Origin of the sequence: Streptomyces sp. QH1-20, from assembly GCF_041283565.1 — a bacterium.
GTDB lineage: Bacteria > Actinomycetota > Actinomycetes > Streptomycetales > Streptomycetaceae > Streptomyces > Streptomyces syringius.
In genome coordinates this window covers 7893734-7920644 of record NZ_CP166299.1, presented here as the reverse complement: position 1 = coordinate 7920644, position 26911 = coordinate 7893734, and the positions used below count along the sequence as shown (strand labels likewise).

The following is a 26911-nucleotide window of genomic DNA, read 5'->3' as shown; positions in this document are numbered from 1 at the left end:
TGCCACGGCGTGGCTCAGCAATCGGGTCAGCAATCGGGCCGGTCCCGGCGTGCGGCCAGGGAGAACGGGTGCCCGGCGGGGTCGGAGTAGATCCGCACATCGCCGGGGCCGCCGTTGTCCTTCGTGTCGAGCGGCCGGGCACCGAGAGCGATGGCCTCGCGTTCCGCCTCGTCCATGTCGTCCCGGGCGACGAGGAGGCGCAGGTGCGCCTGCTGGGAGTCGTCCGGTCGCGGCCAACTGGGCGGTGCCAGGCCGTGATCCTTCCGTATCGCCAGGTGGGCGCCGTCGAGGCCGACGACCTCGATGAAATCGGGGTCGGCTCCGGGCTGGGTGCGCGCGTCGAGCAGATGGGCGTAGAACTCCGCCAACGCCTCGGGCTCCGCGCAGTCCAGGACCAGGACACTCGTTTTCGCGACGGTCATCTGTCATCCCCTCACCATGGTCGAAAAAGCCGGTCGCGTGCGTCTTCGGGACTCCTACCCGCAAACCCGGGCGGCACCGCGGCGGGCCCGGCCCGCACGTCGTGGGTCCGGCGCGGCGGCAGGCACCATGGTGGGCATGAGCGTCTTCATCGACATCGCGGGTCTGGCGACCGCGGACATCGTCTTCGAGTTGTCCCCGCTCGCCGAGCTGAGCCTCGCCCTGCACACCCTGTCCGAGCCCGGGCACCACCCGGGGACGGCGGGCTGGGCCACGGCCACGGCGGCCTCGCTCGAGCCGGATCTCGCGGGACGCCTCTGCGAAGCGGACTTCCTCTGGCGCAATACCTTCTCCGACCTCTTCATGCCGTTCGCCGGGGTGCGCGGTGGTGACGGCAGGACCCGGGCGACGCTCGCCGAGGAGCTGGATCTGCTGGACCGGCTGGACGACGAGCAGTTCGTCTCGACGGCTTTGGAGTTCTGCAGCCTCGACTCCTACAACACGGGTGGTCTGTCACCGCTCGGCGATCCCGCGGCACGCGCACGGGCGCTGGAGCTGGCGACGGCCCGCGGTCCGCAGCAGATGGAGTTCACCGCGCGGCTGCTCAAGGACCCCGATTCCGTTCGCGTGTGGGTGCGCCGTCTCGTCGAGGACTGCGACGCTGCCTTCTTCGCGGACATCTGGCGCCGGGTGCGGGGCAAGCTGGCCGCCGACGCCCGGCACAAGACGCAGCTGTTGCGGCGCAAAGGACTCGATCACGCGCTGACCGCGGTGTCGCCGGCCCTGGCCCTGGAGGACGGCGGCGCGCGGATCCGGGTGGACAAGCTGTCGGAGGGGCAGGCGACGGCGATGGACCCGGAGGTGGGGGCGGGCCTCACCTTCGTGCCGTCACACTTCGGCTGGCCGCATCTGATGATCCTGCATCGGCCGGGGTGGCGGCCGGTCGTCCACTACCCCGTCGGCGGCCCCGAGCTTCCGGCGCCCGCCTCGGTGGAGCTGCTCAAGCTGCGGCTCGAAGCCCTGGCCCACCCCGTACGCATGCAGGTGTGCCGCACCACGGCCCGTGCCCCGCACACGACGGGAGAGCTGGCCGTCATCCTCGGGATCAGCGCACCGGAGGTCTCCCGTCACCTGGCGGTGCTGAAGAAGGCCGGCCTGATCATCACGCGCCGTCGTGGCCGGTACGTCATGTACCAGCTCGACATCACGGTGGTGGCCCGGCTCAGCAGCGACTTCCTGGAGGGGATCCTGCGCTAGTCCCGTCCACCGGGCCCGCCGCCGGTGCGTGCGGAAAAACAATCGACAACCGGCCGCATGGAACGGAGACTCGTCCTTCTATGAACACGCATACCGACTGGATCAGCCGCGCCGAGACCGACGCCGACATTCCGGTGATTCGCGAGATCAACCGGGCCGCGTTCGACACGCCGCTGGAAGCCGACCTCGTCGACGCCCTGCGTGCGGACTCCGCATGGATCCCCGGTCTTTCCATGGTCGCCCAGACCCCGAAGGGCACCGTTGCCGGACACGCGCTGCTGACGCGCTGCCACATCGACGACACCCCGGCCCTCTGCCTGGCCCCCGTCGCCGTTCTGCCCGAGTACCAGAAGACAGGCGCCGGTTCCGCGGCCGTCCGCGCCGTGCTCGATGCCGCCAGGAGCCGGGGAGAGCACGTCGTCACCGTGCTGGGGCATCCCGACTACTATCCGCGCTTCGGCTTCGCTCCCGCCTCCGGGTACGGGATCCGTCCCACCATCGAGGTCCCGGACGAGGCCATGATGGTCCTCGGTCTCGACGACCGCCCTCTGCCGAGCGGCACCATCCACTACGCCGCCCCGTTCGGCATCTAGCCGCGTCTTCGCCGGGCCTGCGCGGGGAAGTCCCCGGCCCGGCGGGCGCTCGGCTCGAATTCCGCGCCCCGATGGTCGGTTTCAGCAGTACGAACAACGGATGGCGGCACAATAGCGATCATCATGCGCGGTCTACGGAATGAGTCCGTCAGCCTCCCTTTCCGGCCTCCTGCCCGGCTCTTCGACGCTGCCCACGAACACCGGCCCCTAGTATCGGGCGAGCTCGCGAGATCTTCTCGGGAGAAAGTGTCAGGGAGGCATTCCTGTGCGCACCATGAAGGCTATTGCCGCGCTCGCCCCGGTGGTTCTGGGCGTGCTGCTCGCCGCTCCCGGCGCCGCCGTGGCGGCGGGCGACGAGCACGCGTCGACCAGCGCTCGGCAGGTCACCGCTCCCGCGTTCGGCAACTTCATCCTGCAAACCGGTACGGCGCTCCACGAGACGGACGACACCTTCGCCACCGCGACGACCGACTGGGACCGGGACGGCCGCCCGGACCTGGTCGCGGTGAAGAAGAGCAGAACGGGCACCAACAGCACCGAAGTCCATATCCTCTCCGGCGCCAGCAACTTCCAGCGCTACATCCTCCAGACCGGCACAGCACTCCACGAAACAGACGACTCCTTCGACTTCGCCATAACCGACTGGGACCGAGACAACCGCCCCGACCTCGTCGCCGTAAAGAAAAACAGAACCGGCACCAACAGCACCGAAGTCCATATCCTCTCCGGCGCCAGCAACTTCCAGCGCTTCAACCTCCAGACCGGCACAGCACTCCACGAAACAGACGACTCCTTCGACTTCGCCATAACCGACTGGAACCGTGACGGCCGCCCCGACCTCGTCGCCGTCAAGAAGAACCGCACAGGGACGAACAGCACCGAAGTGCACATCCTCTCCGGCGCCAACAGCTTCCAGCGCTACATCCTCCAGACCGGCACAGCACTCCACGAGACGGACGGGACGTTCGACTTCTCCGTCGCGGACTGGAACCGTGACGGCCGTCCCGACCTCGTGGCTGTCAAGAAGAGCCGCACGCGGACGAACAGCACCGAGGTGCACATCCTGGGCTGAGTGCCCCGCACGTGGCCCGGAAGCACCGCGCCGGTCCGCTCGGCCCCCGGGGTGCCGAGCGGACCGGCGCCACGCTGTCGGTGTCCGCCGGGTCGTGAGGTCGGCGTGATTCGCCCGTGTTCGCCCGGGCGCCCGGCGGGTAGGCGGCCAGTTGGCCCGGCGTGCGCCGGGTCGTGCCAGGACGACACACGTCCGGCGCCCGTGGAAAGGACACGCTCGTGATACGTCCCACCGCCACACTCGTCTCCACCGCTGCCGCGATCGGCACGGCGCTCGCCGTGACGGCCGGGGCGGGGGCCGCCCAGGCCGCTCCGGCGGAAACCTCCGCCCGGCCCACGGTCGCCACCTGCGACACCACCGACCTGCGGATCTCCTTCCGCGACCGGCTCGGCGGCGGAATGAACCACGCCGGCGGCACACTGGAGCTGCGGAACATCTCCGGCCGTCTCTGCGCGCTGCGCGGCTATCCGGGGCTGGGGCTGGAGAACGCCCGTCACGCCCCGCTGCCCACCCGCACCGTGCGGGGCAGCACCTGGTACGCGGACGACCCCGGCAACAAGGTCGTGCGGCTGCGTGCGGGCGAGGCGGCGCAGGCCAACGTCGCCTGGACGCACTCCGGCACCGAGGCCCGCCGCGCCGACTATCTGCGGGTGACGCCGCCGGGCGCCACCACCTACCGCACCATCGCGCTGGGCGACATCGTCGACCACGGTGAACTTCACGTCACCGCGGTGGCCCACAAGGTTCCCGTCCGCGACTGACCCCACGCCGTTGCGGCGAACCGGTCATCTTGGGACGGCCCGCGTGGCTGCGCCCCGCCCCGGGGGAACCCTCTTCTTCCCGAGCGCCGGAAGCCGGCGTGACGCGAGCAGAGAGGGCTGGGCATGAGCGACGACTTCGTTCTGGATGTCACCAGGATCCGCGAGGACGCACGGCGGAAGATGGAGGCGGGTCCCGTCACCGACTCGTACGGCGTCGACAGCGAACGCGTGATCGACATCCTCAATGACGTCATCGCGACGGAAATGGTGTGCTGGCTGCGCTACACCCGGCACGCCATCTCGGCGACCGGCATCGACCGGGCTCAGGTGGCCGCGGAGTTCACCGAGCACGCGGCGCAGGAGATGCAGCACGCCATGCGGGCGGCCGAGCGCGTCTCCCAGCTCGGTGGCGAGCCCGATTTCGACCCGGCGACCTTGGCTCAGCGTGCGCACACCGACTACACCACCCCGTCGCCGAACGATCTGAAGGAGATGCTGGAGCACAATCTGCTCGCCGAGCGGATCGTCATCTCCAGCTACCAGGAGATCGTCCGCTGGCTGGCGGACCGCGACCCCACCACGCGCCGACTGCTGGAGTCCATCCTCGAGGAGGAAGAGGAGCACGCCGACGACATCCTCGACCTGCTCGGCACGTGATGCGGTCGCGGCCACCCAAGGCCCCGCGTCACGGGTCGTGGTGGGTCCGCGCGGTGTCCGGGGACCCGCCCAACGCCTGACGGGGCACTCGCGGCTCCTCCTGGTCCGGTGCGGCGAACTCCTGGGCAGGGGGGTCGCGGCGGCGTCGGTCGCCCAACGCACCGATGAAGATGAGGACGCAGGCGACCGACACCCCCGTGAGGAGGGTGAAGGTGGGGGTGGTGGAGCTGAGCATGGCGCCCGCCAGGGTCGCGCCGAGCGCGTAGCCGATGGCGGCGATCGCTCCCATGACCGAGTAGCCGGCGGCCAGTGCGGCGGGCTCCAGTCTTTCGCGCACCGCCATGTGCCGGGTGACCTGGGCACCCGCGTACAGCAGGCCGGCGACCGACAGCGCGGCCACGATGGCCGCGAGGCAGTGGCCGAGAGCCGCGGACACCACACAGCCGGCGATGCCGAGCACCAGGACGAGCCCTTGCCGCTGGGGGTCGCCCGGCCATCTGCGGAGCCCGTAGATCATGGCGCCCAGCACGGCGAAGCCCGACTGCATGGTGAGCATGAGCCCCACCCAGCCGATGGGGGCGCCGCACTCCTCGATCAGCGCGGGCAGCGCCAGTTCCGACAGGGCGAACAGGATGAGCGCGGCGGCGCCCGCGAGATAGGCCGGCCAGGCGGGAAGAACGCACCGCAGGAGCGAGGGGCCGGTGCGGGTCGTCTCTTCGGACTCCCATCGCATCGGCAGCGCGCGCAGCGCCTTGGCCGCGGTGAAGGCCAGCAGGGCGGCCACCCACAGGGGGGCGCAGGAGGCGAAGTCCAGTGCCAGCCAGCTGACGAGTGCCGGGCCGACGGCCGAGGTGGTGTAGGCCAGCATGGTCTCGGCGCTCAGCACGCGGGGGCGCAGTTGTGCGGGCACCTGGGTGGTGAGCAGCGTGCGCAGTCCCGCGGGGCTCGCGGCCGGGGCGGCGCCCGCCAGAGCGGCGAGCGCCGCCAGGAGCACCGGATGAGCGCCCCGCAGCATGCCGAGCGCGGCGAAGGCGACGGCTCCGCCGCCCAGCCCGCAGGCCAGCTGGCCGACGACGCGTTTGGGCCGTAGCCGTGGTCCGAGGATTGCCCCGCCCACGACCTCGCCCAGCGTGAACGCCGCGGCGAGAAACGCGCCCAGTGCGTAGCCACCGGGTTCCTCGCGGACGAGGAAGACGCAGGCCAGCGGCATTATGGCGACGGGCAGTCGGGCGGTGGTCATCACCGCCGCCCAGATCAGCAGGGGACGGGTGACGAGTTCGCGGTATCCGGCGGGATGTGCCGGTCCCGAGGCGGTGTGTCCCATGTCCAGACAGTAGGGTCGCAGTCGATCTCCTTGGGGAAATCTGCAGCGGGGGTCGTCTTGTGGGACGCACGAGGGGGACTCGAGGCCAAAAGACACCCCGTGCGCATGATCCAGGGCGCGGCGCACTGCTCGTGCGCAGGGCGCGCGCGGCATGGCGCTGGCGCCTCGGGGGCTCATGCCGCCGACCGGCGTGCGGTGGTCGGCTGCCGAGTCGTATGCGAGCCGTATCAGACCTGCCGATATGACATATGAGCGGGCAGGGCGACGCACCCTGCCCGCGTTTCGGGAACAGGGGTCCACCGGAAACCGTCAGGCGCGGCCGCCACGAACCGTCGGTGTGCCGGTGCTCGCGGCGTGACCGGTCAACGCCGGAGGTAGAAGCGGGTGGTGGTGCCCTGCGGGTGGGTGTGGGTACGGACCAGATCGGTGACGTAGTGGACCATGAGCAGCCCACGGCCGCCGGGCTGGGTCGGCGGGGGCGGACAGCGGCCGGCCAGGGGCGCGCTGATGTATCCCTGGTCCTCGACCTCGCAGACCAGGTGGTCGCCCTCGGTCCAGACCCGCAGCGTGCCCGCTCCGCCGCCGTGCACCACGCTGTTGGTGGTCAGCTCCGCCACCGACAGTTCCAGGTCACTGCGGCGGCCGTCGGGCAGCCCGAACCCCGCGGCGAGCCCGGCGGCGAAGTGCCGGGCGTCGGGGAGACTCTCCGCGTCGAAGGTGAAGGCGGACACCCCGGGCGGCAGGGGCAGGGGCTCGTTGTACCGGGCGATGACGCGGTCGGGTGCGTAGGCGTCGCTGGACCGCTCCAGGCCGCCGTGCCTGACGACGGGGTGGGTGGCCTCGGCGTCGGCCAGCACGGCGGCGGACAGCCGTCCGGTGTCGTAGGGGCACAGGATCGTGACATCGCGCCCCGTGAACGCGTAATTGATCAGCGCCTCGTGCTGCGCGCACGCCGGGTACTCCGCCGCGCTGCGGCCGGCCCAGATCGGCTCGCCGATGATCCGCGCGTGACGGCCCTGATGGGCGTCGGCGAACGCGCGCAGGACGCGCGGAATGATCCGGCCCGGATTGCGCCCGGCCTGCTGCATGTCGATGAGGCGCACCGAGGCGGCCTGCTCGCCCAGGGCGTCCCGGAGCAGTGCGAGGTTCCTTCCGGGGACGGCCACGGCCACCGGTTCCCCCGCGGCCAGTCCGTCCTGGATGAAGGGCACGGTGGCGGTCAGATACTCGCTGTCGCCGCGGTAGAAGAGTGCTGGGTGCACGAACGTCTCGTCGCTGACCGTCACGCCCGTCACCCCGTCACCTCGATCACCGTCAGATCGGACCAGAACATCTCCAGCGCACGACGCAGCGACGGCGGTGGTTCGTGGACGACGATCCGCCGGCCGGCCGGGCCGAGCCGCTGGGCCGCGCGGGCCAGGGCGGACGTGCCCGCGACATCGACGAACGTGACGTCCGACAGTTCCAGGTAGGCGTCCCCGCCGCGGGAGAGCAGGCCTTCCAACGCACCCTCCCACTCCGGCTGCGACGTCAGGCAGATCTCGCCGGAGGCGGCTATTCCCGGCCGGTCCGCGCACGGCCGGATGTCGAGAACGCCGTGTCGGGGCGGTTCTTCGCCCGCCCTCGCCGTATGTGGCCCGTCCATGGACTCGCCCCCGCCTTCTGTCGCGGTGGCCAGTATCCCCCACATCCTTCGTGAGGGAGGTGGTCGGGACGTGAAACCGGCCGCGGCCCGTGCGGGGCCGAAGGACGGACCGGGCCGGAGCGAACGGGTGGTTTCGTGCCTCGGACGCCGTCGACGGGGCAGGCGGGTCAGGGAGGGGTTCCGGACCGACGATGGATGTGGCATGAGCGATTACGAGCGTTCCCGTACGATGCCCGCGCTGCCTGAACATGTCTTCGATCAGGCGAGCACGGTGAGCCTGCTCGCCGGCTGGCTGCCGTCGGATCTGCATGTGCACGAGGCGCAGGGGCTCCCGGCCGTGACCGTGCACGAGGACCGCACCGGCGAGGACGCGGACGCGCTGTTCCGCACGCAGCCGGACCGGCTGCGGGTGGAGTGGGGCACACGGGACAGTTCGACCTACGCCGGATGGCTCCAGGTGACCGGCTCCGGTGCCGGCGCGAGCGAGGTGACGGTCCATCTGTCCTTCTTCGACGAGCGTCACGACCCCGGGGAGGAGACCGTGCGCACCGCGCTGGAGCGGAGCCTGGAGCGACTGGAGGAGCAAGTGCGGCTCCGCGTCGACAACGCCGGGTGAGCCCGTGCCCCGCCGCCACCGTCGGGTGATTCCCTGCTCCAGGGGGCATGACCGGGGTGCGTCGGGGCAACACGTGTGCCCATGAACGACACATCCGGAACCGAATCCGAAATGCACGTCGGCCCGCGCCCGGGGCGCCTTCGCGGCGTCGGCGCGCTGTGCGGGCTCGCCCTCTCCCTCGCACTGGTGACGGGCTGCGGTGATGGTGACGGTGACGGCGGCGGGAGCGCCACGTCGTCGACCCCGTCAGCCGGCACTGCGACGGCCACGGGACAGCTCACCGAGGACCAGGCCGAACGCAAGGCACTGGTGCCGTCGGCGAAGGTCGGCTACGAACGCGCCGCGGCCGCCGCGGCGGAGAAGGTCCCCGGCAGCAGGCTGGTCTCCGAGGAGCTGAAGCGCGCCGCCGGCGCGGGTCCCCAGTGGCACATCGAGGTGGCGGCCCCGGACGGCACCGCCCACGTCGTCCGCGTCGACGCCGTCTCCGGAAAGGTCCTCGACTCCCGGGCGAAGGCGGACCAGGACGACGGCGACAAGCAGGAGCTGGCCGATCGTCTGGGCAAGGCCAAGGTCTCGCCGCAGGACGCGGCCGCGACGGCCCTCGGCCGGACCAAGGGCACGGTCACCGCCGTCGAGCTCGACGACACCGACGCCGGAACGGTCATCTGGTCCGTCGACGTCGTGACGACCGGCGACTGGAACAAGACCACGTTCGACGTCGACGCGACCCACCGCAAGATCCTCCGCGAGCACGTCGACCGCGACTGAGGCCGGGCGGGCGGCGGGGGCGGCCGATGGTCGAGGGCAGCATGCGGGCAGCGTGCCGACGGATGCCGGACGCCCGTCGACTGAGCCACCCGGGTGCGCCCGCTGCGCCGTTCGCAGGATGCTGCGCGCGCTGGCCCGGCTCGGTGGCAGGCATGTTGTCGCCGGGCCGCACCAGCGATCCGCGTGACCCGGCACCGTACGGCGGCCAGCCCGGCATTCCCTCGTCGCGCGCGCCGTCAGCCCGAGAACGAACGGAGCAACCCATGCGTATGCGACACCAGCTGGCCACGGCCGTGGCGGTACTGGCCGTGAGCGGTGCGGCCATCAGCCCCGCCCTGGCCACCTGCCCCCGCACCAGCTCGGCCGACGACACCTTCCTGCGCACCGCCCACCGGGGCAATCTGGCCGAGATCGCCACCGCGAAGGACGCCGGCAAGAACGCCACCACGTCCTGTGTGAAGCGGGTCGCCAAGGTCCTGCTCCGCGACCACACGAAGATGGACGAGGAGGTGAAGAGGGTGGCGGACAAGGTAGGGACCTCCCTGCCGAGCTCCCCCACGGACGAGCAGAAGAAGCAGCTCGCGAAGCTGCGGACGAAGGCCCACACCAAGGCCTATGACGTCGCGTGGCTCAAGGTGCAGGCCGCCGGGCACGAGAAGACCCTGGACCTGATCGACCACGAGATCAAGTACGGCCACAACGACAAGGTCCGGCACCTGGCGAAGAAGCTCCGGCCCGTCGTCGCCACGCACCTCGGCCTCGTACACGGTGGCACCTGCCACGACAGCCACAAGGCCGCCGCGGGGAACGGCCGATAGACCCCCGTATCCTCCCGCCCCGGCCGACGCGAGCAGCGACGGCCGGGGGCTCGCCCCGTCATCCCCGACGGGAAGGCGTCAGGGCGACGGGCGGTGCATCGGACATGACGCACGAGCCAAAGGAGTGAGGCAGATGAAGGTCGGCTACAAGCTGGCGACGGAGTCCTTCGGGCCGGGCGAGCTGATCCGGCAGGCCGTGCGGGCCGAACAGGCCGGTTTCGACTTCGTGGAGATGAGTGATCATTTCCACCCCTGGCTGGACAACCAGGGGCATTCGCCGTTCACCTGGACGGTGCTGGGGGCGATCGCGGTGAAGACCGAGCGCATCGGTCTGGTGACGGGCGTGACCTGCCCCACCGTGCGCTACCACCCGGCGATCATCGCTCAGGCCGCCGCCACCCTCGCCCTGGTCTGCGACGGCCGCTTCACCCTCGGTGTGGGGTCCGGGGAACGGCTCAACGAACATGTCATCGGCCCGGGATTCCCCGGCTCGGTCCGGGTGCGCCACGAGATGCTGCGCGAGGCCCTGGAGATCATCCGGTCGTTGTGGCGCGGTGGCTACCGCTCCTATGAAGGCAAGCACCTGCGGCTGGAGGACGCGCGGGTCTTCGACCTGCCCGAGCAGCTGCCGCTGATCCCGGTGGCAGCCGGCGGGGCGGCCGCGGCCCGCATCGCGGCCGAGCTCGGCGACGGGCTGTTCGCGACCGAACCGAAATCGGAGCTCGTCCGGCACTACCGTGAGGCCGGTGGCAGCGGACCGTGTTATGCCGAGGTGCCGATGGCCTGGGCGGACGACGAACACACCGCCGCCAAGGCCGTGCTGGAGACCTCACGCTGGGCCGTGACGGGCTGGAAGGTGATGAGCGAGCTGCCCAACCCGGCCAATTTCGACGCCGCGACGACCACCGTCCGCGAGGAGGACATCCTCGAGCAGTTCGCCTGCGGCCCCGATCCCACCCGCTACGTCGAGGCCGCGCAGGGGTACGTCGACGCCGGCTTCGACCACTTGGTCATGCAGAACGCCGGCCCGGACCCGGACGGCTTCATCGACTTCTACCAGCGGGAGCTCGACCATCGGATCCGGGCGCTCGAACCGAGCTGACGCGCGGCGGTGGGGCTGTCCCCACCGCGAGCCGGGTGGTGGCGGGATGCCGGCGCGGCGAGCCCCCGGGCAGACTGGTTCGGGACCGATCACCCGGATCCACCCGTAGGGAGAACCCCGCCATGTCACCCCTCTCACGGCGGTCGCTGCTCGCCGCGCTGCCCGCCCTGGGCCTCGCCGCCACCGCCCGGCCGGCGCACGCGCTGGCCGCCCCGGCGCCCGGCGACCGGGCCGGTGCGGTCGTCGCCGCGTTCGCCCGCGCCTGCCGGCCGCTGCGGTCGACCGAGCCGTTCGGCGACCTCGGCGATCTGCGCCCGCTGGGCGCGGCGATCGGTGATGTGCCGGTGGTCGGGCTCGGTGAGGTGGCCCACGGCACGCACGAACTGGTCACCCTCAAGCACCGGGTCTTCCGGTATCTGGTCGAGCGGAAGGGGTTCAGGACCTTCGCGTTGGAGGCCGGTTGGGGCGCCGGGCTGCGGATCGACGCGTATGTGCGACAGGGCACCGGCGATCCGCGCACGATCATGGAAGAGGAGTTCGGGAACGGCAAGTGGCCGTGGAACGTCCGGGAATATCTGGACCTGATCACGTGGATGCGTGAGCACAATGTGCGCCACCCGAAGTCCCCGGTGCGGTTCATGGGGAACGATCTGGCCTACCCCCGCATCGACGACATGCTGTTCGAGCGGGTCCTCGGGTACGTCGGCCGACGGCATCCGGCACTGCGGCCGAAGTTCGACGGGCTCTACGACGCCTTGTGGGCCCATGCCGCCGAGACCGACTTCAGCGCGCTGCCGCCGGCCGAGCGCCGCCGGCTGGCCGGTCTGGCCCGGCAGGCCGTGAGCATCCTGGAGGGGCTGCGCCCCGGCCCCGACCGCGCGGCCCACGACTGGGCCGTGCAGCACGCGCGGGTCATCGAGCAGACCGCCACCCTGCTGGCCTTCGATCTGGGGGACCCGGCGACCTGGCCCGAGGCCATGCGGTACCGCGACGAACTGATGGCCTGGAACACCGCGTGGTGGTACCGGCACACCGGTACCAAGGTCCTGCTGGCCGGCCACAACGGGCACACCGCGTACGAGACCTACGATCCCGCCCGCTACCCCGTCTCCCAAGGCACGTACCTGCGCAAGCTGCTCGGTGAAGGCGACTACCTCAGCGTGGGCACGACCTTCGGACGCGGCAGTGCCACCGTGCCGGGCGACGACGGGAAGTGGCGGACCGAGGAGTTCGCGCCGCCCAGGGCGGGCAGCAGCGAGGAGCTCCTGGAGCGGGTGGGCCACGAGACGCGGTACCGGGATTTCCTGGTGGATCTGCGGACCGCGCCGCCGGCGGCCCGCGACTGGGCGCACCGGGCCCGCCCCACCCGGGACATCGGACCGCCCGGCGACCCCTACCGCCCGTTCTCCCTCGGCAGGGGGCACGACGTCCTCGTCCACCTGCACGCCTTCCGTGCGGCGCACCCGCTGTCGTGACGGCCGCCAGGGGGCGTCCAGGGGGGCGGCGGACCGCCGCCCCTGGACGATCCGTCAGGCGGGCGTGGGCGGGGCCGGGGGGAACGGGATCCCGGCGAGGGCGGGGATCAGCGACTCCTCCTCGTAGTCGAGGTGTGCTGTCAGCTCGCGTGCCATGCGGTTCAGCTCGGTGCGGAAGCGCACCGGGTCGGCGCCGCCGATGTCGGCCAGCAGGGCGACGAGCTCGCCCTGGAGGCGAGCGACCGTCCGGTGTTCGTCACGGAGCCGGTCGAGCGCGGCCGCCAGATGGGGCTGACGACCGGCGAGGGAGGGGAAGACATACGCGTCCTCGCCGGTGTGGTGGAACTCCAGGGACTGGCAGAACGCCAGGCAGTGCTGGCGGATCTGCAGTCCCAGCCCGGGCGCCGTCGAGGACTCCCCGGGCCCGGTACGAGCCGCCTGTGCGGCGAAGTGGGCGTCGACCTCGGCGCCCACATGCCGTAGCTGTGCGCGCAGCCAGGTGTGGACCTCCAGGAGCTTGTCGGCGAGGGTGGTGACCTCGGCCGGCCCCTCCCCCGGCTCGATCCCGGGGCGCTCCAGCGCCACGACCGGCAGGAGCCGGGTGGTGCGGGTCTGGTAGTCGGCGTATCCCGGTTCCACCAGGGCCACTTGCTCGAACAGCCGGTCGCGCCGGGTGCCTTCTGCGGGCACCGCGATCGCTTCGAACTCCTCGGTGCCGAGCTCCACCCGCACCAGCGGGTGGGCGAGCAGGTTGTGGTACCAGGCGGGGTGACGGGGTGCGCCGGCGGCGGAGCCGATGACGAGCAGCAGACCGTCGACGCGGACGTAACCGAGCGGAACGGTGTGCTCCTCTCCCGACCTCGCGCCGGTGGTGGTGAGAAGGAGGAGGTCGCCGCCCTCGAAGGGGCCGCCGACCTTTCCGTCGTTGGCGCGGAACTCCTCGATGACGGATTGGTTGAAGGAAGTGGGCATGCGGTGTCGGATCTCCAGAGAAGTACGCCCGTCCCACGGTCGCACCGTGGTGGGGGTGGATGACGGTGAGGCGCGCGGCACTCGGTCCCCGCCTGGGGACGGCGCCGGTCGGAAGCCCGGACGGCCGTCGGGAAGGCATGGCGGTGATGACGTCACACGGCGGTGCGGGGCACCGCGGAGGACAAGGGAGGACGCGCGGACGTGATTGGCGTCAGGCGCGGGGTGCGGAAGATGCACTCATGATGTGATCCCTCGGTACGGCGCTCGCCCGACTGCCGACCTGCCCACTGCTCTGTGGTCGGCGTCACGCGGCGCCCCGCCATTACAGCCATCAGGCGTCCCGGTTGTCAACGCGCGTGGCCCCGCTGCCCCAGCAGGTGAGACCGTCACCGCCCGGTCCGCCGGCCGTGGCGAGTCCCGGTTGGCTTTGTCCGCCTCCTGTCGGCAGGATGATCGCCGTGACAGAGATTCGAACGCCCCGACTGATGCTCCGCCGCTGGCGTGAGGACGATCTCGGCCCGATGGCCGACATCAACGCCGACCCGGAGGTCATGCGCTGGGTCGGCGACGGCTCGGTCCGGGACCTGGAGGAGACCGCCGAGGACATCGAGAGGTGGGAGGAGGAGTGGGACGACGAGGGCTTCGGCCTGTTCGCCGTCGAGCTGCTCGCCTCCGGTGAACTGGCCGGGTGCGTCGGTCTTTCCGTGCCCGTATCGCTGCCCGAGCTGGAGCACGAGGTCCAGATCAGCTGGCGGCTCGGACGGCAGTTCTGGGGCCAGGGGTACGCGTCCGAAGGGGCTCAGGCCACCTTGGAGTTCGCCTTGCAGGAGCGTGGGCTCGACCGTGTCATCAGCGTGTCCCGGCCGGGCGACGACGCCTCTCAGAACGTGCTGCGCAAGCTCGGCATGACGCGGGAGCGCGAGATCACGCATCCCGAGTACGACATCCCGCTGCTCGTCCACGCCATCGATCTCACGGAATTCACCGCGTAGACCGGCCGCGAGTCGCCGGAGGCGGACACTCCGGTCCATCCATCGCACAAACGTTTCTTTCTCCATGCAACCGTACAAGCCCGCAGCTCATCTGTAGAGCTGTGGACGGTGTTTGCCGCCGCGCTGGTGGGTCGCCGAGGCCGTGGCCCACCGCCTTGTTCTTGTTGCTGGAAAGGTCGACTGACGTGCACCTCGGATCGAGCCGTCGCTCCGTACTGTTGGTTTCCGCTCTCACGGGCTCCATGATGCTCACCGCGTGCGGGGGCGGTTCCGGTGGTTCCGCTTCCGACGCGGAAGCCAAAATCACCGTCAGTCCGGCGGGCGGCAAGAATGTCGCGCTCGGCTCACCGATAGCGGTGAAGGCGGACGGCGGGCGGCTCACGCAGGTGGACGTCAAGGACGACAAGGGCAACAAGGTCACGGGGCAGCTGGCGGCCGACGGTTCCTCCTGGGCCTCGGACGGCAAGGCCGGCCCCCAGACCACGTACACCGTGCGGGCCACGGCGAAGGGCGGCAAGGACGGCAAGGGCAAGGAGTCGTCCTCGACCGCCACCTTCACCACACAGCAGGCACCGGCGGTCAACAAGCTCACCAACACGCCCAGCAACGGACAGACCGTCGGTACGGGCATGCCGGTCTCGATCCTCTTCGACAAGCCGGTGGACGAGAGCAAGCGCGCCGAGATCGAGAAGTCCCTGAAGGTCACCACCCAGCCGAAGGTGGAGGGCTCCTGGGGGTGGGTCAAGGACTACTCGGGCCAGGACCGGATCGACTGGCGGCCGAAGGACTACTGGCCGAGCGGGACCAAGGTCTCGGTGAACGGCTCGCTGTCCGGAATCAACTCCGGTGAGGGCGGCTGGTTCGCGCGCAACTACAACTTCGGCTTCACCATAGGCGCCGACCGCAAGGCCGTCATCGACGTCCCCGGCCACACCCTGACCATGTACGAGGACGGCAAGCCCGTCGGTGACATCAAGGGGTCGGCGGGCTCCCCCACCGACCCCACGCGCGGCGGCATCCACACGGTACGCAGCAAGAACGCCGCGGAGACCATGGACTCGTCCACCATCGGTTACGGCAAGCAGTGGATGCTGGACTCGAAGTGGGTGACGCATCTGACCGCCTCCGGGACCTTCCTGCACTCGGCGCCCTGGAACAACTCCATCGGCGTGGAGAACAACAGCCACGGCTGCTTCGGCATGACCACCAGCGACGCCAAGAAGGTCTACGACTTCCTGTCCATCGGCTCCACCGTCGAGGTCAAGGGCACCACCAGCACCAAGAAGACGGACGTCGGCAACGGCCTCGAGGTCTGGCAGGAGACCTGGGAGCAGTGGCACAAGCGCAGCGCGCTGAAGTGATCCCCTGAGGCGGGCCGAATGGGTGTCGTCCCTCCCTGGTGTGTTTACGCGCGCCGGGGAACCGGGGACCTCGTCACGGTGCTGATGGGACACCAGCGAAAGGCGAGGCACCGTGGCAACGCACCCCGCCCCCGACCGGCCCACCGGTCCGGGCCGGTCCGGCGATTCTGACCGGACCACCACCTCGACAGTGACCCTTGGGGTCAACGGCGTTCCCCGGCGGCTGACCCTCGACAACCGGACGACCGTGCTCGACGCGCTGCGCGAGCACCTGGATCTCACCGGCGCCAAGAAGGGGTGCGATCACGGGCAGTGCGGGGCGTGCACCGTGCTGGTCGACGGGCGGCGGATGAACAGCTGTCTGCTGCCGGCGGTCGCGTACGACGCCGCGGAGATCACCACCGTCGAGGGGCTGGCGGGGCAGGCCGGAGGCAACGGGCTGCATCCGCTCCAGCAGGCTTTCGTCGACCGCGACGGTTTCCAGTGCGGCTACTGCACGCCGGGGCAGCTCTGCTCGGCGGTCGGGGCGATCGCCGAGGCGGCGGCGGGGCACCCCTCGTACGTCACCGCCCTGACGGACGGTCCTCCCGGCCCGGGCATCCCCCTCTCCCCCGACGAGATCCGCGAGCGGATGAGCGGCAATCTGTGCCGGTGCGGCGCGTACCCGAACATCGTCGGCGCGATCGAGGACGTGACACGGTGAGGAGATTCGCCTACACGCGAGCCGACGACGTCGACGCGGCGATCGCGGCCCTGGCCGACTGCCCCGACGGTGTGTTCCTCGGCGGCGGCACGAACCTCGTCGACCTGATGAAGCTGGGCGTGATGTCCCCCGGTCTCCTGGTGGACATCAGCAGACTGCCCCTCGCGGAGATCCGCGAGACGGCGGGCGGTGGTCTGTGGATCGGCGCGGGCGTCCGCAACAGCGACCTCGCCGCGCACCCGGCCGTACGCACCCGCTACCCGGCGCTGTCCCAGGCAGTACTGGCGGGCGCGTCCGGCCAGCTCCGCAACGCCGCCACCACGGGCGGGAACCTGCTCCAGCGCACCCGCTGCCTGTACTTCCAGGACGTCGGCAAGCCGTGCAACAAACTTGTTCCGGGCAGCGGCTGCCCGGCCCGCGAGGGTGTCCACCGCGACCTCGCCGTGCTCGGCCATTCCGAGGCCTGTGTGGCCACGCACCCGTCCGACATGGCCGTGGCTCTCGCGGCGCTCGACGCCGTCGTGCACCTGCGGGGGCCCGAGGGTGAGCGGTCGGTCGACCTCACGGACTTCCACCGGCTGCCCGGCGACGCACCCCACCTGGACACGGTCATCCGCCACGGCGAGCTGATCCTCGCCGTCGAGCTGCCGCCCCCGCCGGCGGGCGGGTCCGAGTACCGCAAAGTGCGCGACCGCGCCTCGTTCGCCTTCGCCCTCGTCTCCGTCGCCGCCGCGCTCGATGTGCGTGAGGGCACGGTCCGCGACGTCCGGCTGGCGTTCGGCGGTCTCGCCCACCGGCCGTGGCGGGCCCGCGCGGCGGAGGACGCGCTGCGGGGGGCCACGGCCACCGAGGAGTCCTTCACCCGTGCCGCCGAAGCCGAGCTGGCAGCCGCGGAACCACTGCGCGACAACGCCTTCAAGGTGCCCCTCGCGCGCAATCTGGCCGTGCGCGTCCTCAGCGGACTCGCCGGTCCCGGCGGCACCGCCGCAGTCACCGAGGGGACCGCCTCATGAACACCACGAGTACGCCCGGCCCGGTGCGCGTCGAAGGGCGCGAGAAGGTCACCGGGGCGGCCCGGTACGCCGCCGAGCACACCCCGCCCGGCACCGCCTACGCCTGGCCCGTCCCCGCCACGATCGCCCGGGGACGGGTCGTCTCCATCGACACGGGGCGGGCGATGGACGAGCCGGGGGCTCTCGCCGTCCTGACCCACGAGAACGCCCCGCGGCTGAAGGAGGTGGACGACGCCACCCTGCTCCTTCTGCAGAACGACCGTGTGCCGCACCGCGGCTGGTACATCGCGCTGGCACTCGCCCGCAGCCTGGAGGCCGCGCGCGCCATGGCCGCCGCGATCGAGGTCACGTACGCGGCCGAGGACCACGACGCCGTGCTGGCCACCGACCACCCCGGTCTCTACGTCCCCGACGAGGCCAACGGCGGCTTTCCCGGCAGTCGCGAGTGGGGTGACTTCGACGCGGCGTACGCGCGCGCCGCCGTGCGCGTCGACGCCACGTACACCATGGCCGGTCTGCACAACCACCCCATGGAACCGCACGCCACGACCGCCCGGTGGGAGGGCGACCATCTCTTCGCCCATGACTCCAGCCAGGGCGCCACCACCGTCCAGCAGACACTGGCCGCGCTCTTCGGCATGGACACGGAGCGGATCACCGTGTTCTCGGAGCACGTGGGCGGCGGCTTCGGCTCCAAGGGCACGCCGCGGCCGCAGGTGGTCCTCGCCGTGATGGCCGCCCGGCACACCGGGGTGCCCGTCAAGCTCGCGCTGCCGCGGGCGCAGCTCGCGGCCGTCGTCGGTCATCGCCCGCCCGTCGTCCAGCGCCTCCGGCTCGGCGCGGGCGAGGACGGGACGATCAGTGCCCTCGCGCACGAGGTCACCACCCAGACCTCCACCGTCCGGCAGTTCGTGGAACAGGCCGCCACCCCCTCGCGGACCATGTACGTCTCGCCGCACAGCCGGACCACCCACCGGGTTGTCGAGCTCGACGTCCCCAGCCCGTCCTGGATGCGGGCGCCGGGCGAGGCCTCGGGGATGTACGCGCTGGAGTGCGCGATGGACGAACTCGCCTGTGCCACCGGGGTGGACCCCGTCGAGCTGCGGGTGCGCAACGACACGGCGACCGAGCCGGACAGCGGGAAGCCGTTCAGCAGCCGGCACCTGGTGGAGTGTCTGCGGGAGGGCGCGCGGCGCTTCGGCTGGCACGAGCGGGACCCGCGCCCCCGCTCACGCGCCGAGGGCCGCCACCTCATCGGCACGGGCGTGGCCTCTTCCTGCTATCCCGTCTACGTGGCGCCCTCGTCGGCGGAGGTGCGCGTCGACAGCGACGGCCGCTTCTCCGTACGGGTCAACGCCACGGACATCGGTACGGGCGCCCGTACCGTACTGGCGCAGATCGCGGCCGAGGCGCTCGCCGTGCCGATGGACCGGGTCGCGGTCGAGATCGGCAGCACCTCCCTGCCCGCGGCCCCACTCGCCGGGGGGTCCTGCGGGACCGCCTCCTGGGGGTGGGCGGTGCACAAGGCCTGCCGGGCCCTGGGGGATCTGATCGGCGAGCACGGGGGAACGCCTCCGCCCGGCGGTCTGACGGCCACCGCCGACACCTCGGACGACATCGAGTCCGATCCGCCGCACGCGAAGTCCTCCTTCGGCGCGCAGTTCGCCGAGGTGCGGGTCGACGCGGATACCGGCGAGGTCCGCGTCCGCCGCCTTCTGGGTGTCTTCGCGGCGGGCCGGATCCTCAACGCCCGTACGGGGCGCAGTCAACTCATCGGCGGGATGGTGATGGGTGTGGGTATGGCGCTCCTCGAAGGCAGCACCCTGGACAGCCGGTTCGGTGACTTCGCCGAGCGCGACCTCGCCGCGTACCACGTGCCGGCCTGCGCGGACATCCGCGACATCGAGGCACACTGGATCGACGAGCACGACCCTCATCTGAACCCCATGGGCAGCAAGGGCATCGGCGAGATCGGCATCGTGGGCACGGCCGCGGCGATCGCCAACGCGGTGCACCACGCGACGGGTGTGCGCGTCCGCGACCTGCCCCTCCACCCGGAGAAGCTGCTGGTCTGACGGCGTTCCCCGGCCCCCGGCTCGTTCGGGGGTCCGGGGGCAGGTCACCTACCGCTCTTGCCCTCTCCCGGGGCGGTGCCCTCCTCCCCCGGGGTCTCCTCGGTCGCCGGCTCCGCCTCACGCCATTCCTGGGCGCGTGTCGGCCTCCCGGAGCGTGTCAGGCCCTCCACCTCTTTCTTCAGTTCGTCGTCCCGCTTGGCGCCGTGCTTGCTGCTTCCCCGGTCCATTCTTCCTCCTGATCGCCACGTGCCCGTGGGCTCGGCCCGCCGCGGCGGAAGGCCGAGCCATCGAGTACCCGGGCCTTCCTGCCGCAAACCGGTCAGACGACGGTGCCCCGCCACTGGCCGGACTCGGTGCCACGGGACTCGATGAAGGTCTTGAAGCGCTCCAGATCGTCCTTGGCCTGGCGGCGGACGAAGCCGAGCTTGTCGCCGACGGTGTCGACGATGCCTTCGGGAGCGTGGTCGAACTGCAGCATGACCTTGGTGCGGGCCGTGTCGAGGCGGTGGAAGGTGACCACACCCGCCTGGCGGACCTCGCCGGACACGGTCGTCCAGGCCACGCGTTCGTCGGGGATCTGTTCCGTGATCTCGGCGTCGAATTCCCGGGTGACGCCGTCGATCTTCGTCACCCAGTGGGTGAGGGTCGGCGTGCGCTGTTCGATGCGCTCGACGCCCTTCATGAACCGGGGGAAGTCCTCGAACTGGGTCCACTGGTTGTACGCCGTGGTGACCGGAACGGCGACCTCGACGGACTCCTCGATCTGTGACATGACGTCTCCTCCTCGGTGAGTCGGACTCGGTGAGTCGGACGAAATGGTCGGTCCACCAGCGGGTGCCCGGGATTCCACTTCTCAAGGCACCGGATCTCGAGACATCAAAAAGGCACCGGGGAAGGCATCAGGAGAGCAACGGAATCGGGTACCGCCGATATTCGGTGGGACCGCCCCGGGGCGTGCGCCATGATCGTGCTTGTGACTCTCGTTCTGCCACCCCGGCTCACCGCCTCCGCGGAAGCCGTGCGCGATGCCGCGCGCCGCCGCGGCCTGCGCACCGTACAGCTCCCCACCTTCGCGGTACCCGACGGTCTGCGCGCCGCGCACGTGCACGCCGGTCCGGGTTTCGCCGACGCCGTGGCGCCCGCCCTGGGCATCGCCCTGTTGCAGGCACCCGCGGACTGGCTGGCACGCCTGCCCCACGCGTTCACCCGCCGTCAGATCGATGCCATGTCCCTTCAGGAGGCCTACGCCCTGCGTCGGCCCGCGTTCGTCAAGTCGCCCAACGACAAGGGCATACGGGCGTTGGTCTACACGGACGGCTCCCGGCTGCCCGGGCCGGACGAGATGGATCCGCGGACGCCGGTGCTCGTCAGCGACGTCGTGGAGTTCACCGACGAGTACCGGCTGCATCTGCTCGACGGGGCGGTGCACACCGGCAGCCGGTATGCCGAGGGCGGCCGGCTGAGCCTCGGTCCGCTGTCGGACGGTGCGGCGGCCTTCGCCGCGGAGCTGCTGGCCGAGTGCGGGTCCACGCTGCCCAGCGCCATCGTCGTCGACGTGGGGAGGGTCGCCGGGCGCTGGGCGGTGATCGAAGCCAATGCCGCCTGGGCGAGCGGCATCTACGCCGCCGACCCGGACCGGGCCCTCGACGTCGTCCTGCGTGCCGCCGCGCCGGCCGGCGACCTCACGGCCCGGGACCGCCCCTTCGTCCGGACCCCGGATGCAAGGACGACCGCAGCGGTGTGAGGCCCGGGATGCCCCGGCCGGCCGTCAGGGCGTACGTCGGGCGGACGGGCGGGCGTCACCGCGGTTCCGGCAGAAGCGGCGGTCCCGGTCGGCGATCCGTGCCCGTGGGCCTGCCGCACGCAGGACGACGTCCAAGGCCCGGTCGGGGTCGGCGGCGTAGCAGTCGCTGAACCACGCCATGTTGGCCTCGACCACCGCCCAGTCCGAGTCGGCGCCGTTTTCGGGGGTGGTCAGCAGGCCGACGTCGACCACGACCGCGCTGGGCAGGCTGTCACCACAGGTGGCCAGGAGGTCGTCGGCGAACTCCAGGACGGCGTCGCGATGGTGGTGGCCGTCCAGGGGCACGGAGGCGGAACGGCCGTAGGTGGCGTACTGCGAACCCGTACGGACCTCGCCGTCCAGGACGAACAGCCGGAACTCCGCCGCCCAGGTCACCACGTCGCTGATCAGCACCGGCGATTCCGGCGGCAGCTCCGTGGCCTCGGGCAGGGAGCCGCCGGTGTCGTGGACGGCGGCCCGGAAGCTCTTGTCGCTGGGCGGCTTGACGAAGACGGGCCCGGACAGCCGGCGTGCCTCGCCCAGGGTCGAGGTGGTGATGTGCCGTCGGGTGAACACATGGGGCAGGCCGGCCAGCCAGCCGTCGTCCGGTTCGAGAAGGGCGACGGCGAGCTCGTCGACGACGCCCGCCGCGTACACGGGGCCGCCGTAGTAGTGCCCGCCGTCCTCCTCCGCCGTCGTGCCCCTCACGCCGCCTCGGGCGGGGAGGACCTCGACGCCCATGCCCCGGCGCCGGGCTGAGGACGCGAGCAGTTCGCGGGTGGGGGTGTATTGCGGCGCCAGCGCCAGGAAACCGTGCTTCACGATCGCCGACGATCGCACCGATGACGCCGGGGCGTCCACTTCATCACGCGGGCGGTCGCGGCCTGCCGCCCCGGGACGGGCCGCCGGTGCGGGCGACGCTGAGGCTGACGGTATAGCTCTCCTCCACCATGCCGTCCGGGAAGAGCCCGGTCAGGCGGTCGCGTTCCGCGGCGAGGAAGGCGTCGGCGGTTTCGCTACCGATGACGAGGAAGGCGGAGTGGCTGCCGAGGTTGCCCAGGTGTACGTCGATCGGTACGCGTCGGCTCCAGCGCACCCGGTGGTTGACGAGGCCGAGCCCCGTCGGCAGGCGGCGCAGGTGCACAGGGGCGAAGCGGGTGCTCTCGGCCTCGCCGAAGAAGTGGCGGAGACGGGTGGCCTGGTCGGCGATCCACGGGACGGCGGTGTCGAAATCGTTCCACCAGAGGGCGAGCGCGCCGCCGGGGCGCAGGACGCGCAGCGCTTCGGGGACCGATCGGCTCCGGTCCGTCCAGTGCCAGGACTGGGCGTAGGTGAGGAAGTCGACGGAGGCGGAGGCCAGCGGAAGGTGATCGCCGTCGCCGCGCACGACCGGCACGGCGGGCAGGGCCCTGCGGAACTGTGCCGCCATGCCGTCACCGGGCTCGACGGCGACGACGCGGGCTCCGCGGGCGTGCAGGAGGCGGGTGGCGATGCCGGTGCCGGCCCCGACGTCCGCGACGCGGGCCCCGGCGAGCGGGCGTCCGGCGAGCTCCTCGACGGCGTCCAGGAGGGCGGGCGGGTAGGAGGGGCGGTGCGCCGCGTAGCGGGCGGCGACCGCGTCGAAGGAACGGGCACGCGAGGGGGTCGTCATGGCGGACATCGTCGTCCGTCCGGGGCCCGGCGGCACCCCGCTCGGAACGGTCGGCGCCCGCCGACCGCGGACCTGAAGCCCGGCAACATCCTGCTCGGCGCGGACGGCCCCTGGGGCATCGCCTTCGGCATCGCGCGCGCCGCGGAGGCCACCCGGCTGACGCGCAGCGGCGGCTTCGTCGGTACCCCGCAGTTCATGTCGCCCGAGCACCCGGCGGTCGCCGGGCCTGTCGGGCTATCCGGACGGGTTGCGGGCGGTGCCGGCGCGCTGTCTGGCCGCCGATCCGGCGGAGCGGCCCACGCCGGGCGAGCCGGCGGAGCTGTGCGAGCAGGCGCGGACCGGAGTGCCCATCAGAGCGCGAGTGTCACCCCCGGGAAGGGCGGGAAGAGCAAGGATCCGGCGCCTGCCACCAAGGCTCCGAACGCTACGAGGCGATCTTCACCGGCCGCCCGTTGACCATCACCACTCCCGCCGATTCCCTGGTCGGTGTGGATTTCGACGCGCCGAAGATGTCACCGCGAAGGAGGGAGACGTGCTGTGCACGGTGACCTCGAAGGGGAACCTCTCGATGTTCGAGATCAGTGAGGTGACGCGGACGGGTCAGTTCCTCGACCCGCCCACGTACTCCGGCACGCTGAGGCTGTGGAAGCCGCCCGCCTGACCGGCGAGCGGGCCGCTCGGCGGCGCCGGGCGGCTCACACGGACAGGCGGAAGTGCAGACTGCCGAAGGCGACGTGGTCGCCCGGGCGGACGCACACGGTGCCGGCGATGCGGAGGCCGTTGACGTACGTGCCGTTGCGTGAGCCCAGGTCGGACAGCCGCCAGGAGTCGCCCCCGTACCGCAGTTCGGCATGCCGACGGGAGACCGTGTCGTGGTCGAAGCGCAGATCCGACAGCGGGGAACGGCCGATACCGAGCGGTTTCGTGTCCGGTGCGGGAAGGCGCAGCCCGGGCAGGCGTGTCAGGTGCCAGGCCTCGCGCAGCCGGACCCCGAGGGCCGAAAACCGCGCCACGGCCCGGACCATGGCGTCCGCGAGGCTTCTGCGGGGCGGCAGATCGGCCACGATGACGTCGATCTCGCTACGGCTGCGGGCGGTGAGGACGATCTGCATGCGGTGCATGAACGTGTCGTGCGAGAGCCGGCCCTCGCCGGTGCCGGCCCGCAGCACGTCGAGCGCCCGGTCCCGCTCCGCCTCCGACGGTCGTCGGCTCACCTGCGTACGGAAATCGGGAGACGTCATGGGGTGATTGTCGGCCCACCCGGCCCCCGGTGTCCACAGCCGATCAGCCGGGGCGCTCAGCCCTCCATGCGGGCCGCGATGCCGTCCAGGACGTAGTCCAGGCCGGTTTCGAAGCGCCACCGCGCGTCGTCCTTGCGCTGGGCTCCTTGGGCGTAGCGCAGGAAGGCAGGGTACCGGCCGGTGTTCATGAGCCACATCATCTGGGGAGCCAGGGCCGTCCTCACCTCGTCACCGGTGGACCATCCCTGACCTTTCATCAGCTGCCGCACGGCGATCTCGGAGTGGGTGCTGCCGTACGTGTACGCGACGACGGTTTGGAGCACGGACATCACCGTGTCGGCGTCCAGGCCCAGGCCGTCGAGCGCTGTCAGCGCCCGCTCCGTCACAGCCATCCGGTTCGGCGTCAGCTCGAGCACCGCCTGCGGTTCGGAGAGCCGCGCGAGCCAGGGATGATCGAGCATCAGGTCCCGGGTGTTGAGGGCGAGAGCGCGCATGCTCTGCCGCCAGTCGGTGTCGGTGGGGACCTCCAGCTCCGCGTAGACGAGGTCGACCATCAGCGCCAGGACGTCGTCCTTGCCCGACACATACCGGTAGGCGGCCATCGGCGCGACGCCCAGCGTGCTGGCGAGCCGGCGCATGGTGACGGCGTCGAGGCCCTCCGCATCGGCGATCGCGACCGCCGCCGTAGCGATCCGGTGCGGTGTGAGGGCTGCTGCCCGGGGGGTGGGCGCGGGGCGTTCGAGCCGCTCCCAGAGGGAGACCGGGGCCTCTTCCTCACCCTTCTTCCGGTCGGTCACGGGCCTGGCTCCTTAGCTGGTGTGTGTACATCGTATCTCCAGTAGACAGCGTACACAGCGGTGTGTACGTTGTACGCCATCGGATACAACGTACACACGCCACGGCCTCGGCCGGCCGCCACGGCCAGGGGGATCAGCGATGAACGACCACGACGTCCACAGTCCGACGCGGGAGACGGAGCGGGAGGAAGCGCCGGCCCGCCGCACGTCGATCTACTTCGGCGTGTTCGGCCTGATGCTCGGCATGTTCCTGGCCATGCTGGACGGACTGATCGTGGGCACCGCGCTGCCCACGATCGTCGGTGAGCTCGGCGGACTGAACCATCTGTCCTGGGTGGTGACGGCCTATCTGCTCACCACGGCCGCCACCACCCCCATCTGGGGCAAGCTCGGCGACCTCTACGGTCGTAAGGGCGCCTTCATGACCGCGGTCGTGGTCTTCCTGATCGGCTCGATGCTCGCCGGGCTCGCGCGGGACATGGGCCAGCTCATCGCGTTCCGCGCCGTACAGGGGGTGGGCGCGGGCGGGCTGATGGTCGGCGCCCTGTCGATCATCGGCGTGCTGGTGCCGCCGAGGGAGAGCGGGCGTCTGCAGTCGATGATCGGCGCGATGCTACCGGTCGCCTTCATCGGCGGCCCGCTGGTCGGCGGCTTTCTCACCGACCACCTGAGCTGGCGCTGGACCTTCTACGTGAACGTGCCCGTCGGAGCCGCCGCCCTGCTGATCGTGGGCAGCGGGATCCGGCTGCACACCGAGCGGATCAAGGCCCGGATCGACTACGCCGGCGCGGGCCTGCTCACCGCCGGGATCCTGGCGCTGACGCTGCTCGCCAGCTGGGGCGGCACCAGCTACGCCTGGTCCTCGCCGGTCATCCTCGCCCTGGGCGCCGTCAGCGTCCTCACGCTGGCCGGGTTCGTGTACACCGAGCGGCGCGCCGAGGAACCGGTCATCCCGCCCCGGCTGTTCGGCGACCGCAACTTCACCCTCGCCCAGGCCCTCAGCTTCCTCGTCGGAGCGGTGATGCTCTCGGTGACGAACTACCTTCCGCAGTACATGCAGTTCGTGCAGGGCACGTCCCCGACGGCCAGCGGCATGCTGCTGCTCCCCCTGATGTTCGGCATGCTCGGCGCCCAGCTCACGACCGGCCGTCTCGTCAGCCGCAATGGCCGCTACCGCGTCTACCCGATCCTCGGTGGCGCCGCCATGACCGTGGGCTCCCTCCTCCTGCTGCTGCTCGACGTGAGCACCGACACGGCCGTGGCTTCCGCGCTCACCCTCGTCACCGGGCTCGGCATGGGCCTGCTGACGCAGAGCGTCATGCTCATCACCATGAACAGCGCCGACCCCCGCGACATGGGCGCCGCCAACGGAACGGTCACCTTGCTGCGCACCATCGGCGGCTCGCTCGGCATCGCACTGCTCGGTGCCGTCTACGCGAGCCGTATGGAGGCGAGCCTGGCCGGGAGGCTCGGCTCCGAGGCCGCGGAGCGGGCGGCTTCCGGAGGCGGTGACGTGACTCCGGCCCTGGTGCGGGACATGGCCGCTCCCGTCCGTGACGCCTACCGGGCCGCCGTCACCAGTGGTCTGCACGGCATCCTCGTCGGCGCGGCCGTCGCGTCGGTGATCGCCTTCGCGGCCGCCTGGTTCATCCGGGAGGTCCCCCTGCGCGGCGACGCCCCGGTCGAGGACCCCGCCCCGCAGGAGCCTGCCCGGCGTCCGACGGCCGGGTGAGGCCGGCCCGCGCCCCGGGGCCACCGGGCCCCGGGCCGGTCGTATTTGATTGGGTGAATGCGGGAATACGTCCTTTAATAGGG

29 protein-coding genes and 1 pseudogene are annotated in these 26911 nt (G+C 71.3%); 19 read left to right on the top strand and 11 right to left on the bottom strand.

The window, feature by feature from the left end:
* Positions 1–26: 26 nt before the first annotated feature.
* Complete coding sequence (locus tag AB8O64_RS34745; RefSeq protein ID WP_356452556.1) at positions 27–422, bottom strand: VOC family protein; 396 nt, start codon at positions 420–422, stop codon at positions 27–29.
* A 136-nt stretch (positions 423–558) separates the two neighbouring features.
* Between AB8O64_RS34745 and AB8O64_RS34740 the strand changes: the two genes are divergently transcribed.
* The 5 genes from AB8O64_RS34740 (at position 559) to AB8O64_RS34720 (ending at position 4760) form a co-directional block, all read left to right on the top strand.
* Positions 559–1677: a DUF5937 family protein gene (locus tag AB8O64_RS34740; RefSeq protein WP_370423645.1), complete on the top strand. Its 1119-nt coding sequence runs from the start codon at positions 559–561 to the stop codon at positions 1675–1677.
* 80 nt (positions 1678–1757) lie between these two features.
* On the top strand, positions 1758–2270 hold the full coding sequence (locus AB8O64_RS34735) for a GNAT family N-acetyltransferase (RefSeq protein ID WP_370423644.1): 513 nt from the start codon (positions 1758–1760) through the stop codon (positions 2268–2270).
* 274 nt (positions 2271–2544) lie between these two features.
* The gene (locus AB8O64_RS34730; RefSeq protein ID WP_370424057.1) at positions 2545–3342 is read left to right on the top strand and encodes an FG-GAP repeat domain-containing protein; all 798 of its coding nucleotides are present in this window, start codon (positions 2545–2547) and stop codon (positions 3340–3342) included.
* Between the two features lie 218 nt (positions 3343–3560).
* Entirely contained in the window at positions 3561–4103 is a 543-nt protein-coding gene (locus AB8O64_RS34725) for a DUF4232 domain-containing protein (RefSeq protein WP_370423643.1), read from the top strand.
* Positions 4104–4226: 123 nt separating this feature from the next.
* Complete coding sequence (locus AB8O64_RS34720; RefSeq protein WP_370423642.1) at positions 4227–4760, top strand: ferritin-like domain-containing protein; 534 nt, start codon at positions 4227–4229, stop codon at positions 4758–4760.
* A gap of 28 nt (positions 4761–4788) precedes the next feature.
* Here AB8O64_RS34720 and AB8O64_RS34715 read toward each other — a convergent pair whose 3' ends face one another.
* From AB8O64_RS34715 to AB8O64_RS34705, 3 genes are all read right to left on the bottom strand, one after another.
* The gene (locus AB8O64_RS34715; protein WP_356452546.1) at positions 4789–6084 is read right to left on the bottom strand and encodes an MFS transporter; all 1296 of its coding nucleotides are present in this window, start codon (positions 6082–6084) and stop codon (positions 4789–4791) included.
* A 362-nt stretch (positions 6085–6446) separates the two neighbouring features.
* A complete protein-coding gene (locus AB8O64_RS34710; protein ID WP_370423641.1) occupies positions 6447–7379 on the bottom strand; it encodes an anti-sigma factor RsbA family regulatory protein in 933 nt (310 codons plus the stop codon).
* Positions 7376–7729 carry an STAS domain-containing protein gene (locus AB8O64_RS34705; RefSeq protein WP_370423640.1) on the bottom strand — a complete coding sequence of 118 codons (354 nt, stop codon included), beginning with the start codon at positions 7727–7729 and terminating at the stop codon, positions 7376–7378. Before AB8O64_RS34705 ends, AB8O64_RS34710 begins: the two co-directional genes overlap by 4 nt.
* Positions 7730–7931: 202 nt before the next feature.
* Here AB8O64_RS34705 and AB8O64_RS34700 point away from each other — a divergent pair, with 202 nt between their 5' ends.
* The 5 genes from AB8O64_RS34700 to AB8O64_RS34680 all read left to right on the top strand — a co-directional run bounded on the left by AB8O64_RS34700 (position 7932) and on the right by AB8O64_RS34680 (position 12508).
* Positions 7932–8345 (top strand): SRPBCC family protein, encoded by a 414-nt coding sequence (locus AB8O64_RS34700; protein WP_370423639.1) that lies wholly within the window; start codon positions 7932–7934, stop codon positions 8343–8345.
* An 81-nt stretch (positions 8346–8426) separates the two neighbouring features.
* Positions 8427–9113, top strand: coding sequence for a PepSY domain-containing protein (locus tag AB8O64_RS34695; RefSeq protein ID WP_370423638.1), 687 nt, complete (start codon positions 8427–8429; stop codon positions 9111–9113).
* Positions 9114–9376: 263 nt separating this feature from the next.
* Positions 9377–9931: a DUF4142 domain-containing protein gene (locus AB8O64_RS34690; protein ID WP_370423637.1), complete on the top strand. Its 555-nt coding sequence runs from the start codon at positions 9377–9379 to the stop codon at positions 9929–9931.
* Between the two features lie 133 nt (positions 9932–10064).
* Positions 10065–11033 carry a TIGR03557 family F420-dependent LLM class oxidoreductase gene (locus tag AB8O64_RS34685; RefSeq protein ID WP_370423636.1) on the top strand — a complete coding sequence of 323 codons (969 nt, stop codon included), beginning with the start codon at positions 10065–10067 and terminating at the stop codon, positions 11031–11033.
* 122 nt (positions 11034–11155) lie between these two features.
* Entirely contained in the window at positions 11156–12508 is a 1353-nt protein-coding gene (locus AB8O64_RS34680) for an erythromycin esterase family protein (RefSeq protein ID WP_370423635.1), read from the top strand.
* 54 nt (positions 12509–12562) lie between these two features.
* On the opposite strand, the gene AB8O64_RS34675 is transcribed toward AB8O64_RS34680, so the two are convergent.
* Positions 12563–13480 (bottom strand): nitroreductase/quinone reductase family protein, encoded by a 918-nt coding sequence (locus AB8O64_RS34675; RefSeq protein ID WP_370423634.1) that lies wholly within the window; start codon positions 13478–13480, stop codon positions 12563–12565.
* Positions 13481–13938: 458 nt separating this feature from the next.
* Here AB8O64_RS34675 and AB8O64_RS34670 point away from each other — a divergent pair, with 458 nt between their 5' ends.
* The 5 genes from AB8O64_RS34670 to AB8O64_RS34650 all read left to right on the top strand — a co-directional run bounded on the left by AB8O64_RS34670 (position 13939) and on the right by AB8O64_RS34650 (position 19624).
* On the top strand, positions 13939–14472 hold the full coding sequence (locus AB8O64_RS34670; RefSeq protein WP_370423633.1) for a GNAT family N-acetyltransferase: 534 nt from the start codon (positions 13939–13941) through the stop codon (positions 14470–14472).
* Positions 14473–14714: 242 nt separating this feature from the next.
* Positions 14715–15833, top strand: coding sequence for an Ig-like domain-containing protein (locus tag AB8O64_RS34665; RefSeq protein ID WP_370423632.1), 1119 nt, complete (start codon positions 14715–14717; stop codon positions 15831–15833).
* Between the two features lie 190 nt (positions 15834–16023).
* The gene (locus tag AB8O64_RS34660) at positions 16024–16536 is read left to right on the top strand and encodes a 2Fe-2S iron-sulfur cluster-binding protein (RefSeq protein WP_370423631.1); all 513 of its coding nucleotides are present in this window, start codon (positions 16024–16026) and stop codon (positions 16534–16536) included.
* Positions 16533–17549: a xanthine dehydrogenase family protein subunit M gene (locus tag AB8O64_RS34655; RefSeq protein ID WP_370423630.1), complete on the top strand. Its 1017-nt coding sequence runs from the start codon at positions 16533–16535 to the stop codon at positions 17547–17549. The genes AB8O64_RS34660 and AB8O64_RS34655 overlap by 4 nt, the downstream gene beginning before the upstream one ends.
* Positions 17546–19624, top strand: a complete 2079-nt coding sequence (locus AB8O64_RS34650) for a xanthine dehydrogenase family protein molybdopterin-binding subunit (protein ID WP_370423629.1) — start codon at positions 17546–17548, stop codon at positions 19622–19624. Before AB8O64_RS34655 ends, AB8O64_RS34650 begins: the two co-directional genes overlap by 4 nt.
* A gap of 44 nt (positions 19625–19668) precedes the next feature.
* On the opposite strand, the gene AB8O64_RS34645 is transcribed toward AB8O64_RS34650, so the two are convergent.
* Together AB8O64_RS34645 and AB8O64_RS34640 are read right to left on the bottom strand one after the other, a co-directional pair.
* Positions 19669–19851: a hypothetical protein gene (locus AB8O64_RS34645; protein WP_370423628.1), complete on the bottom strand. Its 183-nt coding sequence runs from the start codon at positions 19849–19851 to the stop codon at positions 19669–19671.
* Positions 19852–19943: 92 nt separating this feature from the next.
* Entirely contained in the window at positions 19944–20396 is a 453-nt protein-coding gene (locus tag AB8O64_RS34640) for an SRPBCC family protein (RefSeq protein ID WP_370423627.1), read from the bottom strand.
* A gap of 201 nt (positions 20397–20597) precedes the next feature.
* Between AB8O64_RS34640 and AB8O64_RS34635 the strand changes: the two genes are divergently transcribed.
* A complete protein-coding gene (locus tag AB8O64_RS34635; protein ID WP_370423626.1) occupies positions 20598–21368 on the top strand; it encodes an ATP-grasp domain-containing protein in 771 nt (256 codons plus the stop codon).
* 24 nt (positions 21369–21392) lie between these two features.
* Here AB8O64_RS34635 and AB8O64_RS34630 read toward each other — a convergent pair whose 3' ends face one another.
* Positions 21393–22229, bottom strand: a complete 837-nt coding sequence (locus AB8O64_RS34630; protein ID WP_370423625.1) for an ATP-grasp domain-containing protein — start codon at positions 22227–22229, stop codon at positions 21393–21395.
* 43 nt (positions 22230–22272) lie between these two features.
* Positions 22273–23058, bottom strand: a complete 786-nt coding sequence (locus tag AB8O64_RS34625; RefSeq protein ID WP_370423624.1) for a class I SAM-dependent methyltransferase — start codon at positions 23056–23058, stop codon at positions 22273–22275.
* A 69-nt stretch (positions 23059–23127) separates the two neighbouring features.
* Here AB8O64_RS34625 and AB8O64_RS34620 point away from each other — a divergent pair.
* Both AB8O64_RS34620 and AB8O64_RS34615 read left to right on the top strand, forming a co-directional pair.
* A pseudogene (locus AB8O64_RS34620) lies at positions 23128–23392 on the top strand (serine/threonine protein kinase); the annotation flags it as partial.
* Between the two features lie 198 nt (positions 23393–23590).
* Positions 23591–23719, top strand: coding sequence for a hypothetical protein (locus AB8O64_RS34615; RefSeq protein WP_370424077.1), 129 nt, complete (start codon positions 23591–23593; stop codon positions 23717–23719).
* Between the two features lie 34 nt (positions 23720–23753).
* Here AB8O64_RS34615 and AB8O64_RS34610 read toward each other — a convergent pair whose 3' ends face one another.
* A complete protein-coding gene (locus AB8O64_RS34610; protein ID WP_370423623.1) occupies positions 23754–24299 on the bottom strand; it encodes an FHA domain-containing protein in 546 nt (181 codons plus the stop codon).
* Positions 24300–24355: 56 nt separating this feature from the next.
* Positions 24356–25096, bottom strand: a complete 741-nt coding sequence (locus AB8O64_RS34605; protein ID WP_370423622.1) for a TetR/AcrR family transcriptional regulator — start codon at positions 25094–25096, stop codon at positions 24356–24358.
* A gap of 139 nt (positions 25097–25235) precedes the next feature.
* Between AB8O64_RS34605 and AB8O64_RS34600 the strand changes: the two genes are divergently transcribed.
* Positions 25236–26828, top strand: a complete 1593-nt coding sequence (locus AB8O64_RS34600; RefSeq protein ID WP_370423621.1) for an MDR family MFS transporter — start codon at positions 25236–25238, stop codon at positions 26826–26828.
* Positions 26829–26911 lie beyond the last annotated feature (83 nt).

What these genes read in the sequence shown, in the direction of transcription:
- AB8O64_RS34745 (WP_356452556.1), bottom strand. Translation starts at nt 422, where the DNA reads ATGACCGTCGCGAAAACGAGTGTCCTGGTCCTGGACTGCGCGGAGCCC.
- AB8O64_RS34740 (WP_370423645.1), top strand. Translation starts at nt 559, where the DNA reads ATGAGCGTCTTCATCGACATCGCGGGTCTGGCGACCGCGGACATCGTC.
- AB8O64_RS34735 (WP_370423644.1), top strand. Translation starts at nt 1,758, where the DNA reads ATGAACACGCATACCGACTGGATCAGCCGCGCCGAGACCGACGCCGAC.
- AB8O64_RS34730 (WP_370424057.1), top strand. Translation starts at nt 2,545, where the DNA reads ATGAAGGCTATTGCCGCGCTCGCCCCGGTGGTTCTGGGCGTGCTGCTC.
- AB8O64_RS34720 (WP_370423642.1), top strand. Translation starts at nt 4,227, where the DNA reads ATGAGCGACGACTTCGTTCTGGATGTCACCAGGATCCGCGAGGACGCA.
- AB8O64_RS34715 (WP_356452546.1), bottom strand. Translation starts at nt 6,084, where the DNA reads ATGGGACACACCGCCTCGGGACCGGCACATCCCGCCGGATACCGCGAA.
- AB8O64_RS34705 (WP_370423640.1), bottom strand. Translation starts at nt 7,729, where the DNA reads ATGGACGGGCCACATACGGCGAGGGCGGGCGAAGAACCGCCCCGACAC.
- AB8O64_RS34700 (WP_370423639.1), top strand. Translation starts at nt 7,932, where the DNA reads ATGAGCGATTACGAGCGTTCCCGTACGATGCCCGCGCTGCCTGAACAT.
- AB8O64_RS34695 (WP_370423638.1), top strand. Translation starts at nt 8,427, where the DNA reads ATGAACGACACATCCGGAACCGAATCCGAAATGCACGTCGGCCCGCGC.
- AB8O64_RS34690 (WP_370423637.1), top strand. Translation starts at nt 9,377, where the DNA reads ATGCGTATGCGACACCAGCTGGCCACGGCCGTGGCGGTACTGGCCGTG.
- AB8O64_RS34685 (WP_370423636.1), top strand. Translation starts at nt 10,065, where the DNA reads ATGAAGGTCGGCTACAAGCTGGCGACGGAGTCCTTCGGGCCGGGCGAG.
- AB8O64_RS34680 (WP_370423635.1), top strand. Translation starts at nt 11,156, where the DNA reads ATGTCACCCCTCTCACGGCGGTCGCTGCTCGCCGCGCTGCCCGCCCTG.
- AB8O64_RS34675 (WP_370423634.1), bottom strand. Translation starts at nt 13,480, where the DNA reads ATGCCCACTTCCTTCAACCAATCCGTCATCGAGGAGTTCCGCGCCAAC.
- AB8O64_RS34665 (WP_370423632.1), top strand. Translation starts at nt 14,715, where the DNA reads ATGATGCTCACCGCGTGCGGGGGCGGTTCCGGTGGTTCCGCTTCCGAC.
- AB8O64_RS34650 (WP_370423629.1), top strand. Translation starts at nt 17,546, where the DNA reads ATGAACACCACGAGTACGCCCGGCCCGGTGCGCGTCGAAGGGCGCGAG.
- AB8O64_RS34645 (WP_370423628.1), bottom strand. Translation starts at nt 19,851, where the DNA reads ATGGACCGGGGAAGCAGCAAGCACGGCGCCAAGCGGGACGACGAACTG.
- AB8O64_RS34640 (WP_370423627.1), bottom strand. Translation starts at nt 20,396, where the DNA reads ATGTCACAGATCGAGGAGTCCGTCGAGGTCGCCGTTCCGGTCACCACG.
- AB8O64_RS34625 (WP_370423624.1), bottom strand. Translation starts at nt 23,058, where the DNA reads ATGACGACCCCCTCGCGTGCCCGTTCCTTCGACGCGGTCGCCGCCCGC.
- AB8O64_RS34610 (WP_370423623.1), bottom strand. Translation starts at nt 24,299, where the DNA reads ATGACGTCTCCCGATTTCCGTACGCAGGTGAGCCGACGACCGTCGGAG.
- AB8O64_RS34600 (WP_370423621.1), top strand. Translation starts at nt 25,236, where the DNA reads ATGAACGACCACGACGTCCACAGTCCGACGCGGGAGACGGAGCGGGAG.